17 protein-coding genes and 1 tRNA gene are annotated in these 15,391 nt (G+C 65.8%); 7 read left to right on the forward strand and 11 right to left on the reverse strand.

Annotated elements, in window-relative coordinates; genetic code table 11:
• Nucleotides 1-36 precede the first annotated feature (36 nt).
• A tRNA-Gly gene (locus KTJ87_RS06560) sits at nt 37-110 on the reverse strand.
• Nucleotides 111-155: 45 nt separating this feature from the next.
• The gene (locus KTJ87_RS06565) at nt 156-2,201 is read right to left on the reverse strand and encodes an ASKHA domain-containing protein (protein WP_267138301.1); all 2,046 of its coding nucleotides are present in this window, start codon (nt 2,199-2,201) and stop codon (nt 156-158) included.
• A gap of 187 nt (nt 2,202-2,388) precedes the next feature.
• On the opposite strand from KTJ87_RS06565, the gene KTJ87_RS06570 reads away from it, so the two are divergent.
• Nucleotides 2,389-3,771: an NAD-dependent succinate-semialdehyde dehydrogenase gene (locus KTJ87_RS06570; protein WP_267138302.1), complete on the forward strand. Its 1,383-nt coding sequence runs from the start codon at nt 2,389-2,391 to the stop codon at nt 3,769-3,771.
• 66 nt (nt 3,772-3,837) lie between these two features.
• Here the strand turns inward: KTJ87_RS06570 and KTJ87_RS06575 are convergent, their stop codons facing one another.
• Nucleotides 3,838-4,287: an iron-sulfur cluster assembly scaffold protein gene (locus KTJ87_RS06575; protein WP_267138303.1), complete on the reverse strand. Its 450-nt coding sequence runs from the start codon at nt 4,285-4,287 to the stop codon at nt 3,838-3,840.
• Between the two features lie 64 nt (nt 4,288-4,351).
• Here KTJ87_RS06575 and hisI point away from each other — a divergent pair, with 64 nt between their 5' ends.
• Nucleotides 4,352-4,711: a phosphoribosyl-AMP cyclohydrolase gene (hisI, locus tag KTJ87_RS06580; RefSeq protein WP_267138304.1), complete on the forward strand. Its 360-nt coding sequence runs from the start codon at nt 4,352-4,354 to the stop codon at nt 4,709-4,711.
• Between the two features lie 74 nt (nt 4,712-4,785).
• Entirely contained in the window at nt 4,786-5,391 is a 606-nt protein-coding gene (locus tag KTJ87_RS06585; RefSeq protein WP_267138305.1) for a carboxypeptidase-like regulatory domain-containing protein, read from the forward strand.
• A gap of 18 nt (nt 5,392-5,409) precedes the next feature.
• On the opposite strand, the gene gluQRS is transcribed toward KTJ87_RS06585, so the two are convergent.
• The 6 genes from gluQRS to gyrA form a co-directional block, all read right to left on the reverse strand.
• On the reverse strand, nt 5,410-6,276 hold the full coding sequence (gluQRS, locus tag KTJ87_RS06590; protein ID WP_267138306.1) for a tRNA glutamyl-Q(34) synthetase GluQRS: 867 nt from the start codon (nt 6,274-6,276) through the stop codon (nt 5,410-5,412).
• Nucleotides 6,273-6,887 carry a class I SAM-dependent DNA methyltransferase gene (locus tag KTJ87_RS06595; RefSeq protein WP_267138307.1) on the reverse strand — a complete coding sequence of 205 codons (615 nt, stop codon included), beginning with the start codon at nt 6,885-6,887 and terminating at the stop codon, nt 6,273-6,275. The genes gluQRS and KTJ87_RS06595 overlap by 4 nt, the downstream gene beginning before the upstream one ends.
• A gap of 23 nt (nt 6,888-6,910) precedes the next feature.
• On the reverse strand, nt 6,911-8,266 hold the full coding sequence (gene trmFO / locus KTJ87_RS06600) for a methylenetetrahydrofolate--tRNA-(uracil(54)-C(5))-methyltransferase (FADH(2)-oxidizing) TrmFO (RefSeq protein ID WP_267138747.1): 1,356 nt from the start codon (nt 8,264-8,266) through the stop codon (nt 6,911-6,913).
• Nucleotides 8,267-8,356: 90 nt separating this feature from the next.
• A complete protein-coding gene (locus tag KTJ87_RS06605) occupies nt 8,357-8,764 on the reverse strand; it encodes a DoxX family protein (protein WP_323371661.1) in 408 nt (135 codons plus the stop codon).
• A 213-nt stretch (nt 8,765-8,977) separates the two neighbouring features.
• On the reverse strand, nt 8,978-9,598 hold the full coding sequence (locus tag KTJ87_RS06610) for a hypothetical protein (protein ID WP_267138309.1): 621 nt from the start codon (nt 9,596-9,598) through the stop codon (nt 8,978-8,980).
• Between the two features lie 149 nt (nt 9,599-9,747).
• On the reverse strand, nt 9,748-12,522 hold the full coding sequence (gene gyrA / locus KTJ87_RS06615; protein ID WP_267138310.1) for a DNA gyrase subunit A: 2,775 nt from the start codon (nt 12,520-12,522) through the stop codon (nt 9,748-9,750).
• A gap of 197 nt (nt 12,523-12,719) precedes the next feature.
• On the opposite strand from gyrA, the gene KTJ87_RS06620 reads away from it, so the two are divergent.
• The 4 genes from KTJ87_RS06620 to KTJ87_RS06635 all read left to right on the forward strand — a co-directional run bounded on the left by KTJ87_RS06620 (nt 12,720) and on the right by KTJ87_RS06635 (nt 14,350).
• Nucleotides 12,720-13,001: an usg protein gene (locus tag KTJ87_RS06620; RefSeq protein WP_267138311.1), complete on the forward strand. Its 282-nt coding sequence runs from the start codon at nt 12,720-12,722 to the stop codon at nt 12,999-13,001.
• Between the two features lie 78 nt (nt 13,002-13,079).
• Nucleotides 13,080-13,403 carry a DUF883 family protein gene (locus KTJ87_RS06625; RefSeq protein ID WP_267138312.1) on the forward strand — a complete coding sequence of 108 codons (324 nt, stop codon included), beginning with the start codon at nt 13,080-13,082 and terminating at the stop codon, nt 13,401-13,403.
• Between the two features lie 4 nt (nt 13,404-13,407).
• A complete protein-coding gene (locus tag KTJ87_RS06630) occupies nt 13,408-13,743 on the forward strand; it encodes a hypothetical protein (protein WP_267138313.1) in 336 nt (111 codons plus the stop codon).
• Nucleotides 13,733-14,350 (forward strand): YqaA family protein, encoded by a 618-nt coding sequence (locus KTJ87_RS06635; RefSeq protein WP_267138314.1) that lies wholly within the window; start codon nt 13,733-13,735, stop codon nt 14,348-14,350. Before KTJ87_RS06630 ends, KTJ87_RS06635 begins: the two co-directional genes overlap by 11 nt.
• Here the strand turns inward: KTJ87_RS06635 and KTJ87_RS06640 are convergent.
• Together KTJ87_RS06640 and KTJ87_RS06645 are read right to left on the reverse strand one after the other, a co-directional pair.
• Entirely contained in the window at nt 14,332-14,802 is a 471-nt protein-coding gene (locus KTJ87_RS06640; RefSeq protein WP_267138315.1) for a disulfide bond formation protein B, read from the reverse strand. The two genes, KTJ87_RS06635 and KTJ87_RS06640, sit on opposite strands and share 19 nt — an antisense overlap.
• The gene (locus KTJ87_RS06645) at nt 14,799-15,377 is read right to left on the reverse strand and encodes a YqaA family protein (protein ID WP_267138316.1); all 579 of its coding nucleotides are present in this window, start codon (nt 15,375-15,377) and stop codon (nt 14,799-14,801) included. The genes KTJ87_RS06640 and KTJ87_RS06645 overlap by 4 nt, the downstream gene beginning before the upstream one ends.
• Nucleotides 15,378-15,391: the final 14 nt, after the last annotated feature.

Here is a 15,391-nt window from a genome sequence, read left to right on the forward strand (position 1 = left end):
GCGACGTTGTGTCGTTGTCGGTCAAGCGGGGAGGGTTGGAGCGGGTGAAGGGAATCGAACCCTCGTATGCAGCTTGGGAAGCTGCCGTTCTACCATTGAACTACACCCGCACGGTCGCTCTTATGCCGTCCGGCGCGCGGCTTGGCAAGGGGCGGTCAGCCGCGCCTGCGCCTGCGCCGACCGCCGCCGTCCTCGCCACCCGAATTGAAGCTGACCTCGGGCAGGGTGACGATCTTGCGCAGCTCGACGAAGGGCGCGGTGGCGTGCGGCAGGGCGTTGGCGGCGATGAAATGCTCTTGAAAGCGCGGCTCGATGGCCGTCTCGACCTTGTGGATGTCACGCACGCGCGCCTCGATGTCGGCGCGGGCCGACCGGTTGCACAGCGCGATGCGCGCGCCGGTTCCGGCGGCATTCCCCGCGCTTGACACGCGTTCCAGCGGGCAGTCGGGGATCATCCCGAGGATCATCGCGTGTTTCGGCGAGATATGCGCGCCGAAGGCACCGGCAAGGATCACCTTGTCCACCTCGTCCACGCCCATCTCGTCCATCAACAGGCGCGCGCCCGCATAGAGCGCCGATTTCGCCAGTTGGATCGCGCGGATGTCGCCCTGGGTCACGCTGATGCGCGGGCCGCCATCCTCGCTTGCATCGTGCAGAAGATAGGAATGCGTCCTCCCCTCGGCCACGCTGCGCGGTGTGCCGGTCTGGTCGGCCGATCCGATCAGGCCCGAGGTGTCGACGATCCCCGCCGCGCGCATCTCGGCCACCGCTTCGATGATGCCCGACCCGCAGATGCCGGTGACGCCCGACGCGCCGACAGCTTCGGCAAAGCCCGCTTCGGTCGACCACAGGTCGCTGCCGATCACCTTGAAGCGCGGCTCTTTCGTCACCGGGTCGATCTCGACCCGCTCGATGGCGCCCGGGGCTGCACGCTGGCCGCTGGAAATCTGCGCGCCCTCGAAGGCCGGGCCGGTGGGCGAGGAACAGGCCAGCACCCGGCGCTTGTCGCCCAAAAGGATCTCGGCGTTGGTGCCCACGTCCACGATCAGGGTCAGCACCTCGGCCTTGTACGGTTCTTCGGACAAGGCCACGGCGGCGGCATCCGCGCCGACATGCCCCGCGATGCAGGGCAGCACGAAGACGCGCGCGGCGGGGTTGATCGCCGACAGGTCCAGTTCGCGGGCATCGAGCGACATGGAATCCGACGTGGCCAGCGCAAACGGCGCCTGCCCAAGCTCCACCGGGTCGATGCCCAGCAGCAGATGGTGCATCACCGGGTTGCAGACGAACACCGTCTCCATGATCTGCGACGGCTCGATCTCGCCCTCGGCGGCGATTTCCACCGCCAGCGTGTTGATCGCCTCGCGCACGGTGCGGGTCATCTCGGCATCACCGCCGGGGTTCATCATCGCGTAGGACACCCGGCTCATCAGGTCTTCGCCGAAGCGGATCTGGGGGTTCATCACGCCGGCCGAGGCCTTGACCTCGCCGTTGCGCAGGTCGCACAGATGCGCGGCGATGGTGGTGGACCCAAGGTCGATGGCAAGGCCGTAAAGCCGCCCCTCCCAATACCCGGGCCAAAGATCGAGGATACGCTCATGCGCGTCGGCATGGCCCTTGTGCAGCGCGGCGGTGACGGTCCACTTGCCCTTGCGCAGGGCGGGCTGGAGCTTTGACAGCACCGGCAGGTCGCAGCGCAGGCGGTCAACCTCGATCCCGTGCTGGTCGGCCAGCGCGCGCTTGAGCCGCTCCAGATCGCCGGTGGGGGAATGCATGTCGGGCTCGTCCACCTCGACGTAGTAAAGCCGCGTTGCCGGGTCCATCGTCATGACGCGCGCGCTGGCGGCCTTGCGCACCACCTGCTTGTGCACCTGGCTTTCGGGCGGCACGTCGATCACCACGTCGCCCTGCACCGTGGCCTGGCAACCAAGCCGACGTCCTGGTTTCAGGCCGCGCACCCGGTCATAGCGTTCCTCGACAGCATTCACGTCCGACAGCGCGCCGGGCTGCACCGTCACGCCGTGTTTCGAGAAATCGCCATAGCCTGGCGACACCTGGCACTTGGAACAGATGCCGCGCCCGCCGCAGACGCTGTCGAGATCGACCCCAAGCTGCCGCGCCGCCGTCAGGACGGGCGTTCCGACGGCAAAGCGTCCGCGCTTGCCGGAGGGGGTGAAGATGACGAGCGGATCCTGGGTCATGGTCGGCCTTCGATGTGGTTGGGCCGGACACTAGTGATCCGCGCGGGACATGGAAGGCCGGAATGCGGCGCCGCGCGCCTTCGCCGCGACTCTGGCCCGGTCTGACCGCCGCGACGGAAGGCGGAACAACGTCCGCGATAGCCACGTTCGCCCCGCAGCACAGCATTTCCGAACAGGAGAGTTTCCCGTGGCTGACAGACTTCACACGATCAACCCCGCGACCGGCGAGCCGATCAACAGTTACGATCTGATGTCGGACACCGAGGTGAACCGGACCATCGAGGCGGCACATGCGGCGTTCGGCACCTGGGGCGCCACCCCGGCAGCGGACCGCGCCAACGCAATCCGTTCTGTCGGCGCTGTCCTGCGCGAGCGCAAGGACGCACTTGCACGTCTGATGTCGCAGGAGATGGGCAAGCTGTTGTCGCAGTCCGAGCAAGAGATCGACCTGTGTGCCGCGATCTGCGACTGGACCGCCGAGACTGGCCCCAACGCTCTTGCGGACGAAGAGCGTGATCTAATGAACGGCGGCAAGGGCGTCATCGGCTACGCGCCGATCGGCGTGATCTACGGCATCCAGCCATGGAATTTCCCGGCGTATCAGGTCTTTCGCTATGCCATCGCCAACCTGATGTCGGGGAACACGGTGCTTCTGAAACACGCCGAAAGCGTCACCGGATCGGCGCTGTTCCTGCAAGAGGTGTTCGACGCATCGGACCTGCCCAAGGATGCCTTCAAGGTGCTGCGGATCACCCACGAGCAATCGGATAACGTCATCGCGCATGATCTGGTGCGCGGCGTGACGCTGACCGGGTCGGAGCGCGCGGGCAAGCATGTCGGCGCCGAGGCGGGCAAGCATCTCAAGAAGTCGGTGCTCGAGCTTGGGTCGAACGACGCCTATCTCGTGCTGGAGGACGCCGACATCGAAACCGCGGTCAAGCAAAGCGTCATGGGCCGGGTCTATAACAATGGCGAGACCTGCGTGGCGGCCAAACGCTTCATCGTGGTCGATGCCGTCTACGACCAGTTCAAGGAAGCGTTCGTCGCCGCCATGAACGACCTCAAGGCGGGCGATCCGATGGAGGGCGAGGCCGATATCGGCCCGATGGCGCGCGAGGACTTGCGCGATACGCTTCACCATCAGGTCCGGGCCTCTGTCGACAAGGGCGCCACGATCCTGTGCGGCGGCGAGATTCCGGACGGGCAGGGGTTCTACTACCCCGCCACGGTTCTGGGCGATGTCGCGCCCGGGATGCCCGCCTATGACGACGAATTGTTCGGTCCCGTCGCCTCGCTGATCCGGGCGACGGACGCGAAAGACGCGATGCGCATCGCCAACGACAGCCGCTTCGGCCTCGGCGGCGGCATCTTTTCCAGGGACGAGGACGCTGCGGTCAAGCTGGCGATGGAGCATTTCGACACCGGCATGGTGTTCGTCAACGGCTTCGGCCTCGCACAGCCCGACATGCCCTTTGGCGGCGTCAAGCATTCGGGCCACGGCCGCGAACACGGCGGTTTTGGCATGAAGGAGTTCGTGAACGTGAAGGCCGTCAATATCCTCGCGGCCTGAGCGTGGCGTCGTCTCGGCCCGGCACCCCGGAACGGGCCGGGGCGGCGTGCGCACTCAAGAGCAGGGTCAGGCGCAGGCGGCCTTTTCCGCCTCTGCCATTGCCTCTGCCGTCGCCTCCAGCGTCAACATGATCGACGCGTGGCGGTTCTTGTAGTCGCGGGCGGGAATCAGGACCTCAAGATCGCCGAAAGGCGCGCCAGGGGCGGGTCCGTCCGACTTGAGCATCGCCTTGAGATCGTCGCGCGCCTGTTCCACTTCGGCGCGGGTGCGCCCGATGATGCTGGCGCCGACGACCGAGGCCGAGGCCTGGCCCAGCGCGCAAGCCTTCACGTCCTGCCCAAAGCCGGTGATGCGCCCGTCCTCCATCACCACGTCCACCGTCACGGTCGATCCGCACAGCGGAGAGCGCTTCTTGACGGTCGCCTGCGGCGCCTCCAGCCGGTCCGTCAGCGGGATGTCGGTGGCCAGCGCAAGGATGCGGCCAGAATAGAGCTTGATGAGATCGGCGTCGCTCATGGCTTTCCTCTCCGGTTCCTGACGCCTAGATAGGCGCGGACATGCCATTGGGAAAGACTGTGCCATGAGCTTCGATGCCGCAACCCTGCGCTACAACGATCAAGGTCTCGTTCCCGTGATCGCGCAGGATCATGCCACCGGAGAGGTGCTGATGATGGCCTGGATGAACGCCGAGGCGGTGACGCGCACGCTTGACACGGGCCGCGTCACATATTGGTCGCGTTCGCGGCAGGCCTTCTGGATCAAGGGCGAAACCTCGGGGAATGTGCAGGAGCTGGTGGATTTGCGCGTCGATTGCGACCGCGACTGCGTTCTGGTCACCGTGCGCCAGACCGGCCCGGCCTGCCACACCGGGCGGCGCACATGCTTCTACACCGCGGTGCGCGGCGGCGATGAGGTCGAGTTGATGGCGCCGGACGCCTGATCGCAAATCCTTTGACGGACGGGCCCTGTGCTGCCATCCTGGCGCACTTTCCCTCGAAATGAAGGGGCTGCACCGTGACGGGTTTGTTCAAGGCACTGACCGTGGCCCTTGCTCTGTTCGCGGCCTGCCTTGCTGCCCCAGCGCGGGCCGACACCTTGTTCCTGTCTGGCGTGGTGCAGGACCTTGATGGCAGGCCCTTGCCGCGCCTTTCCGTCAGGGTGGTGCTTGGCAGCGATCCCGCGCCACGCCGTCCCGGCGCAGGGCGCATGATCGTCACCGATGCGCAGGGCCGCTTCACGGTGCAATCTGACGTTTCCCTGACATCGCGGCGGATCAGGCTGGACAATCCGTTCGTGCGGCACCCCTCGCAGCTACTGGAGATCGGGTTCGAGATGGACCTTCTCGGGCAGCCCGCGCTGCACTGGACCGAACTGGATTTCATCGACGGGCAGGGGCCGCTGCGCGGGATGTCGTCGTTCGTCGCAGGCAAGGACGGCGCTTTCGATGTGCCCCTCGACTTCCACGCCAGCGAGCACGCCTGGTCGATCCCGGGCGATCCGAGGGGCTTTCGCCTCAGCGATGTCGGGACGGATGTGCGTGTCGAGACATGGGACGACGGCACACCGGGGCGGCTTGAGCTGGGGCTGGTCGTCGTTCACCAGCGCTTCGAGATCAGGTGAGCCTGGCTGGCCGCGCCGTCAGGCCCCGACCATCGCCCGGATGTCCTGCGGCGATGCGCCCTCGTCGCGGTAGAGCCTGATTGCACGGGCGTCGTCGCGCTTGGCCAGGCGTTTGCCGTGATCGTCGCGGATCAGGCGGTGGTGATGGAAGCTTGGCGTGGGCAGGCCCAGTAGGCTTTGCAGCACCACATGGATCGCCGTCGCCTCGAACAGATCGCGCCCGCGCACCACATGGCTGACGTCCTGCGCCGCGTCGTCCAGCACCACCGACAGATGATAGGACGTGCCCATCTCGCGGCGCGACAGCACCACGTCGCCGACGCGGTCGATCACCGTTTGCGGCGGGATATGGACCGTGCCGGTCTCGCCATCCGGCTCGGCGCCGGTCTCGTGCCAACTCACACCCTCGGGAGCCACCTTGGCCACTGCCCGCGCCATGTCGAGCCGCAAGGCGGCATCGGTCGGCGCCGGGCCGCCGGTGTCGCGCCGCCCGCGGCAGGTGCCGGGATAGACGATGCCGTCAGGGCCGGTCAGCGGCGCGCCTTCCTGCGGGGCGCTGGCGGCCTCCAGAATGTCGCGGCGGGTGCAGGTGCAGGCGTACAGCCAACCCTCTGTCCAGAGCCGGTCAAGAGCGGCGCGGTAGACGGCCAAGCGATCCGACTGGCGCATCACCGGCGCCTCCCACCTCAGGCCGAGCCATGCGAGATCGTCGAAGATCGCGGTTTCCCATTCGGGGCGGGCGCGCTGGCGGTCGATATCCTCGATCCGCAGCAGGAACCGCCCGTCTGCGGCGCGGGCCATGTCATGGGCCAGTATCGCGGAATAGGCATGACCGAGGTGCAGCGGCCCGGTCGGCGAGGGCGCGAACCGGGTCGTGAACGTCACAGCTTTTCGAGAACGTAGACCGTCGCGCCAAGGTCGATGCCCGGAACATGCTCGCCGTGTTCCTGGAACAGGATCTTCGCCTTGCCGCTCTTGATGCAGTTGGACAGCTTGTCGGTGTAGCTTTCGTCCTGCAGCGTGTGGTCGTTGAATGAAAACGCCAGAAGCCCGCCGGGCGCAAGAATACCCATCAGCTTGTCGAAGACCGAGGCCGGGGCGGCGCCCGCGCCGATCACCCCCGCTGCAGCGACGGCGGCATAATCGCCCTGCATGCACGGCATCTTGGCGCCGTTTCCGACCTGCCGCAGCTTTCGGTAGACGCCTTTTTCGTGCGCTTCTTCCAGCATCTCGGACGACAGGTCGGCGCCGTCGATGCGGGTGAACCCTTCCGCCTTCAAAGCGGTGCCCGACAGCCCGGTGCCGCAGCCGAAGTCGAGGATCGGCAGCGACTTGTCGTCGAGGTGCTTCGCCAACGCCTTGGCGACCCGCTCGGGCGTCACATAGCCATGCTCCTGCAGATCGGCGTCGTACTTGCCCGCCCAGTCGTCATAGAGCGCGCGGGTCTCTTCGGCGGTGTCCGCCGCATAGACCTTGTCGAAATAGCTCTTGGCCATGGAACGTCTCCGGGATGCGGATATCAAGCGGCGTCGTCCTGCCGGGATTGGGCAAGCCAGTCCTGCCACGCTGCCTTGGCGCGGTCGGTGTAGGCCTTGTAGCGCGCGGGGCGATTGCGGCGCCCGCCCTTGAGGTCAACGGGCGGGAACAGGCCGAAGTTCACGTTCATCGGCTGGAACGTCTTGGCATCCGCGCCGCCGGTGATGTGGGTCACAAGCGCGCCGGTGGCCGTTTCGGGTGGCGGCGGCGTGACGGGCAGGCCCAGGATCTCGCCCGCAGCCATCCGGCCCGCCAGAAGGCCCATCGCGGCCGATTCGACATAGCCCTCGACCCCGGTGATCTGTCCGGCAAAGCGGATATGCGGCTTTGAGCGCAGGCGCATCGCACCGTCCAGCAGCGTCGGGGAATTGAGGAACGTGTTGCGGTGGATGCCGCCCAGCCGCGCGAAGCTTGCGTTCTCCAGCCCGGGAATGGTGCGCAGAACCTCGGTTTGCGCGCCGTATTTCATCTTGGTCTGGAAGCCGACGATGTTGAACAGCGTGCCCAGCTTGTTGTCGCGGCGCAGCTGAACGATGGCGTGCGCCTTGATGTCGGGCTGATGCGGGTTGGTCAGGCCGACAGGTTTCATTGGGCCGTGGCGCAGGGTTTCGCGGCCGCGTTCGGCCATCACCTCGATCGGCAGGCAGCCGTCGAAATATCCGGCAGTCTCGCCTTCGTGGAATTCGGTCTTGTCGGCGGCCAGCAGCGCGTCGATGAACGCCTCGTACTGGCCCTTGTCCATCGGGCAGTTGAGGTAGGCGGTGCGCTCTTCCTCGGTCTCGCCCTTGTCATAGCGCGACTGCATCCACGCCTTCGACATGTCGATGCTGTCGGCATAGACGATGGGCGCGATGGCGTCGAAGAAGGCCAGCGCCTCGGTTCCGGTCTCGGCGCGGATCGCTTCGGCCAGCGCGCCAGATGTCAGGGGGCCGGTGGCGATGATCCAGTGGCCGCTGTCGGGCAGCGCGTTGATCTCTCCCGCCTCGACGCTGATGCGCGGATGCGCGCGCAGCCGTTCGGTCACGCCTTCGGCAAAGGCGTCGCGGTCCACCGCCAGCGCGCCGCCTGCGGGCAGCTTGTGGCGCGTCGCCATTTCCATCAGAAGGCCGTCCGCCGCGCGCATTTCCCAATGCAAGAGGCCCACGGCGTTCTGTTCGTCGTCGTCCGAGCGGAACGAGTTGGAACACACCATCTCGGCGAACTGGCCGGTCTGGTGCGCGAAGGTGCCGACCTCGGGGCGCATTTCGTGCAGCACGACATCGACGCCCATTTGCGCCGCTTGCCAGGCCGCTTCGGACCCGGCCATGCCGCCGCCGACAATGTGAAGCTTTTCAGACATGGCGGTCATGTAGCGGTCTGCCCCGCCCATGAAAAGGGGAAGACGCATCGCGCCTTCCCCGATTTCGGATAGGTGGCGGATCAGGCCAGATCAGGCCAGGGCGTTGCCGCGCGAGCCTCCAAGCATCCGGTCGACCGAGAATGCGCCTGCGCCCGTAACGAACAGCGCAAGGTAACCGCCTGCAAGGCCAAGGTTCTTCAGGAAGCTGGTCATCTGCATCTGGTCAGCGGGGACGAAGTGATACAGCGCGCCCGACAGGACACAGAAGGCGGCGAGGCCAAGCGCCACCCAGCGGGTCTGGAAACCCGCGATCAGGGCGATGCCGCCGAGAATCTCGAACAGGACGACGGGCCAGGCCAGAGCGGCGGGAACGCCGCCCGAGGCCATGTAGCCTGCAAAGCCCTGAACATCGGCCAGTTTGCCGAAGCCTGCGACGATGAACAGAAGGCCGAGCAGGATGCGGGCGGCCAGAAGAATCAGGTTGGTGGATTGGGTCATGTGCGTCTCCATCGACGGGTTATGCGATGGGGGTCAGCTAGACTTGTGCGTGAGGGCGTGAAAGGGCCGAATTTTCACAGGCTCTGTGCGGAAAAGCGAAGTTGGCCGGGTCCGAAGACCCGGCCTGTCCGCCGCCGCCATGAGTGAACTGCTGAGCTGGACACTTCCCGAGGTTCAAAGCGGGCAGCAGCGGAGTGGGTGTGAACGCGGCGCTCAGGCGGTGCCGGGCCGCGTTCGGATCGGTTGCGTATCTTCCCACAGGTCGTGGAACAGGTTGGAAATCTCGCCCCGCTCAAGCTGCGGCTGGGCGTCCTTTTCCTCGACTTCGTCATCGTCCTCGACCTCTGCCAGCAGCGAGGCGGGCAGGCCGGACGTGTCCAGCTTGACCCTGCGCGGCGTCACGGCAGGTCGTTTGCCGAAGATCGCGGTCAGATCCAGGATCACCGGGCGGGCGGTCAGCGCGATCATCAGAAGCGCGCCGATCAGCGACACCTCGCGCCAGAGCGATTCCAGGCTGTCACCCGACCATGTGCTGCCAAAGTGAATGCCTGCAGAGGCCATGGTGAAGACGATCAGGAACAGCGCCGCCGGGCGGACGAACCGCGCCAGCATGATCAGCGACGCGGCAAGGATCACCAGAAGCTGCAGGCTTTGCGAGGCAAAGCTGTTCAGGTGACCGGGAATGAGAAAGGTATAGAGAACAGGGTCCTCGATCAGACACAGACCGACAACAACGAAATACGAGGAAATCAGAAGGCGGGTTGCAAGCAGCGCGGACCGCGACGTGCAGACGTCGCCATTGTGCGCAACCGGAGCAGGGCGGGCAGCAGACATGATTTTGTCCCGTCGTCGTAGCGCCCCCACACCTGACCTCGACAATTCACTCCAGCACCAAGGCCGGATGGTGGCCCGAAAATGGCAAAAGCGGGGCTTTTAACCCCGCTTTAACCAAACTTCCGAGATGTCTTTGCCACGATGGGCGGCTAGACCTCGCCGCCCGGCGCGTCCGGTCCGGCCTGATCGACGTCGGCGTCGGCGGTCTCATCCTCGCCCTGATCGGCGATCCAGGCGACCGACACGACCTCTTCGCCCTTTCCGGTGTTGAACACCTTGACCCCGCCCGCCCCGCGCGAGCGGAACGAGATGCCATCGACCGGCACCCGGATCGACTGGCCGGTCGAGGTCGCAAGCATGATCTGGTCGCCGGTCTCCACCGGGAAGGATGCGACAAGCGCGCCGCCCCGCATCGCGCGGTCCATTGCGGCGACACCCTGGCCGCCGCGGCCGCGCACCGGGTAGTCATGGCTCGACGACAGCTTGCCCGAGCCTTGTGCGGTAATCGTCAGGATCAGGTCCTCGGCCGCCGACATCTCGGCATAGCGGTCCTGCGGCAGCGCAACGTCCGCGACCTGGTCGTCGTCGTCGTTACCCTCGGCATCGTCGGCCATGCCCGCCACGGCGCGGCGCATCTTGAGGTAGGCGGCGCGTTCCTCTGCAGATGCCTCGAAGTGACGGATGACGGCCATCGACACGACCTTGTCACCCTTGCCCAGCCGGATGCCGCGCACGCCGGTGGAATCGCGGCCCTTGAACACGCGCACATCCGTCGTCCGGAACCGGATCGCGCGCCCGCTGGCGGTCACGAGCATCACGTCCTCGTCCTCCCCGGCGATGCGCGCATTCACGAGGAACACGCCGTCCGGTAGCTTCATCGCGATCTTGCCGTTGCGCATCACGTTGGTGAAGTCCGACAGCGCGTTGCGGCGCACGTCACCTTCGGAGGTGGCGAACACGATCTGCAACTGGTCCCACTGATCCTCGTCGCGGTCCACCGGCATGATCGCGGCGATGGAAACGCCGGTTGGAATCGGCAGGATGTTGACGATCGCCTTGCCGCGCGCCCCGCGCGCCGCCTGCGGCAGCCGCCAGGTCTTGAGCTTGTAGACCATCCCGTCGGTCGTGAAGAACAGAAGCGGCGTGTGGGTGTTCGCCACGAACAGCGATGTCACCACGTCGTCATCCTTGAGAGCGCCGCCCGACACGCCCTTGCCGCCGCGTTTCTGCGCGCGGAAGTCGGCAAGCGGCGTGCGCTTGACATAGCCGCCCTGGGTGATCGTGACGACCATGTCCTCACGCTCGATCAGGTCTTCGTCCTCCATGTCGCCGGACCAATCGACGATCTCGGTGCGGCGCGGAACGGCGAACTGGTCCTTCACCTCGCGCAATTCGTCCGAGATGATCGCCATGATCCTCTCGCGCGAGCGCAGGATGGCCAGGTAGTCCTTGATCTTCTCGGCCAGCTCGGCCAGCTCGTCCGTGACTTCCTTGACGCCGATCTGCGTCAGGCGCTGCAGCCGCAATTCAAGGATCGCGCGCGCCTGCCGTTCGGACAGGTTGTAGGTGCCGTCGTCGTTCACGGTGTGGGTCGGATCGTCGATCAGCTTGATGTAGTCGATGATCTCGCCCGCGGGCCAGCGGCGGGTCATCAGCGCCTCGCGCGCCTCGTTCGCGTCGGCAGATTGCCGGATCGTCGCGACAACCTCGTCGACGTTCGACACCGCGACGGCCAGGCCGCACAGCACATGGCTGCGCTCGCGTGCCTTGCGCAACTCGAACGCGGTGCGGTTGGCGACGACTTCCTCGCGAAAGGTGATGAAGTGGGTCAGGAACTCGCGCAGCGTCAGCTGTTCGGGCTTGCCGCCGTTCAGCGCCAGCATGTTGCAGCCGAACGACGTCTGCATCGGGGTGAAGCGGAACAGCTGGTTCAGCACCACCTCGGGCGTCGCGTCGCGCTTCAGCTCGATCACCACGCGCACGCCCACGCGGTCGGATTCGTCCTGCACCGCCGAGATGCCCTCCAGCCGCTTCTCGCGCACCAGATCGGCGATCTTCTCGATCATCGAGGCCTTGTTCACCTGATAGGGGATTTCGTCCAGCACGATGGCGAAGCGGTCCTTGCGCAACTCCTCGATGCGGGTCTTGGCGCGGATGATGACGCTGCCGCGTCCCTCGGTATAGGCCTTGCGCGCGCCCGACCGGCCAAGGATCAGCCCGCCCGTCGGGAAATCCGGGGCAGGGATGTAATCCATCAGCTGCAGCGAATCGAGATCGGGGTTTTCGATCAGCGCTAGCGTCGCGTCGATCACCTCGCCCAGATTGTGCGGCGGGATGTTGGTGGCCATGCCGACGGCGATGCCGCCCGCGCCGTTGACCAGCATGTTGGGAAAGCGCGCGGGCAGGACGGTCGGTTCAAGATCCTTGCCGTCGTAGTTGTCCTGGAACGCGACGGTTTCTTTCTCAATGTCCGCCAGCAGCGCCTGTGCGGGCTTGTCCATCCGCACTTCGGTATAGCGCATCGCAGCAGGGTTATCGCCGTCCATCGAGCCGAAATTGCCCTGACCGTCCAGCAGCGGCAGCGACATCGAGAAATCCTGCGCCATCCGCACCAGAGCGTCGTAGATCGCGCTGTCGCCGTGCGGGTGGTATTTGCCCATCACGTCGCCGACGGGGCGCGCGGATTTGCGGTAAGGCTTGTCGTGCGTGTTGCCGGTCTCGTGCATCGCATACAGGATGCGGCGGTGCACAGGTTTCAGGCCGTCGCGCAGATCGGGGATCGCGCGGCTGACGATCACGCTCATCGCGTAGTCGAGATAGGACGAGCGCATTTCCTCTTCGATGGAAATGGTGGGGCCGTCATGCGGATGCCGCTTGGGGCCGGTTTCGTCCATGTTCTCAGGGGGTTCGGGCGTATCGCTCACGTTTCGGCTCGTCCTTGTCGCGCGCTCTATATCTTGTTGTAGCGCAGTCTATCGCATCCTTCATATGGGATACAATCCTTGCCCGGAAATGCGGCAAGCAGCCACCGGGCGGGAGTGCCAACATACTGTTTTTGTTGAAAACTAAAACGGTTGGCGCATGATTTCCCGACAGGTAACAGCAAACAGGCTCAACCGCCATGACCGAAACCGAAATGCTTCTCAAGGGATACGGGCTGACCACGGCAGAGGTGTTCTACCGGATGCCCGACTATCGCAACGTGTTGAACACCTTTGTCTGGCAGGACTACGACACCGCGCCGGACCACCCCAAGCTGTTCGGCTTCATCGAATACTGGCAGGACAGGATCGAGGGGCCGCTGCATTCGGTTCGTTTCGTACACCGCAAGATGCTGGCCCCGACCGAGTGGCGGCAGGTTGTCGGCGAATACACCGTCGAGGGCGGGTTGAAACTGCATTGAAGCGGAATTGACGTCGGGAACCTTTGACGCGTCGCCCGTGTTGGCTGCCTGAACAACATCCCGTCAGGAGGGGACAGCATGGCAAAGCCAACCACGACGACCGATCAGAACGTGACCGTCGAAGACCTCAAGGCGCAGCTCGACACGCTGCGCAAGGACATCGCCGATCTGGGCAAGACCGTCGGCACCTATGGCCGCGAAAGCGCCGAGGGTGCCCGCACCCGCGCCCGGAGCGAAGCCGAGCGCCTGCGCGCCACCGGTGAGCGGCAGGCCCGCGAGATGCAGGGCTATGCCGAGGATCTTTCGCACACCGCCGCCGAACAGATCCGGCAGCAGCCGCTTGCGGCAATGGGCGTCGCGGCCGGTCTCGGCTTTCTCGCCGGCATGCTGACGCGCCGGTGACTTCATGATCGACGCCTATGTCCGAAAGGCCCAAGGTGCCGCGCGCCGCGCGGCGCTGTCGGTTTTCGCATGCGTGCTGATGCTGGTCGGTGTAATCTTTCTGGGGGTCGCCGCATGGCTTGTGCTGGTCGAGTTGCGCGATCCGACATTTGCCGCTCTGGTGATGGGCGGTGTATTCGTCGGCCTCGGCCTTGTCGTCCTGGGGATCACGTCGATGTTGAAACCACGCGTCCCGGTCGCCGCACCTCCGCCCACGAACGCTGTCACGCTGGCCGCGCTGATCGAGGCGTTCACCCTGGGTCTGGGGGCGGCGCGATCCCGCGGTCGACGTGACACCTGACAGGAGCGGTCCGCAGCAGGGCCCTGCGCGCCCGTCTCGGGCAAGTCGCATCACCGCCACGCTTCAGCGCTGGGGCGACGACCGGCGGCTGTATCCGGCGATCGCCGCGGCGTCGGTGCTGGAGAATACCGTCGTGCCGGTGCCGATCGAGATCGCGACCGTGCCGATGATGATCCACCGGCCGCGCCGCGCGCTTGGCATCGCGCTGTCGATGTGGGTCGGCGTGATGATCGCCTCGATGATCTTTTACGTCGTCGGTGCCTATGCCTTCGAGACACTCGCCCGGCCGCTGCTGTGGCGCTATGACGTTGGCGTGATCGAGGACATGCTGACGCAGGACATGGCGCTGGAACAGATGTTCTGGACGGTGTTCATGCTGTCGCTGACGCCCGCACCGATCCAGCTTGGCACGCTGGGGGCGGGGGCCATCGGGGCCAATATCCCGGTGTTCCTGTTCGCCATCGGATCGTCCCGCGCGCTGCGGTATTTCGGCGAGGCTGCGCTGGCGATCTTTCTGGGCGAGCGCATCCTTCGGGTGCCGCCGCGCTACATCTGGGGCACCGGCACGGCAGTTTTCCTTGTATGGCTCTATTTCGAGCTGACCTGACGCAGCGCGGCAGCGATCCAGATCGCGGCAAGGCCCAGCGACAGGATCGCGTTCCAGCCCGCCATGGAAATGCCTGCCATGCTCCAGGCGATGTCGTCGCAGCGCACCAGCGGCGCCGTCATGATCTGCGCCATCAGGTCTTGCGTGCTCAGGCCCGTGACGCTGCCGGAGGTGCAGGTGGTGGGGCCTTCCCACCAGCCTTGCTCGACGCCCACATGATAAAGCCCGACGCCCGCCGTCGACAGCGCCGCAAGCGCGCCGAGGCCCGCGATCCAGCGCAGGGGCAGGATCAGGCCGACGAGGCCGATCAGGATCGCCGCGCCATGGGGCCAACGCTGCCAGATGCACAGCTTGCAAGGTGCAAGGCCGCCCCAATACTGAAACGCCAGCGCCCCCAGCAGCAGCGCCGCCGACCCCGACGCGGCCAGTGCGATCAGCCCGCGCCGGGTCACAGGAACCTCACCACGGCGAACCCGCCGATCAGCAGCAGCACGAAGGCAACGAACACCAGCCCCAGCCGCCGTTCGATGAAGTCGCGGATCGGATCGCCGAACTTCCACAGCAGCGCCGCGACGATGAAGAACCGCGCGCCCCGCGCGATGATCGAGGCGATCACGAAGGTCATGAACGGCAGGCCAGTCCAGCCGGACATGATCGTGATGACCTTGTAGGGAAACGGCGTGATCCCCGCGATCAGCACCGGCCAGAAGCCGAAGTCGTTGAACCGCTGGTTGAACTCGGCCATTCGGTCGGCCTTGCCCAGCGCTTCCAGGATCGGCTGGCCCAGGCTGTCATAGAAGAACGCGCCGATTACGTAACCCAGAACGCCGCCGAGGACCGAGGACACCGTGGCGATCCCCGCGATCAGCCAGGCCCGGCGCGGCGCGGCAAGGATCATCGGGATCATCAGCAAGTCGGGCGGGATCGGGAACACCGAGCTTTCGACGAATGCCACCGCCGCCAGCGCCCAGAGCGCGTATTTCGTCTCGGCCAGCGAGATCGTCCAGTCATAAAGCCGTCTGAGCATCGGTGCCTCGCGCT

The organism is Anianabacter salinae (assembly GCF_019061145.1).
GTDB lineage: Bacteria > Pseudomonadota > Alphaproteobacteria > Rhodobacterales > Rhodobacteraceae > Anianibacter > Anianibacter salinarum.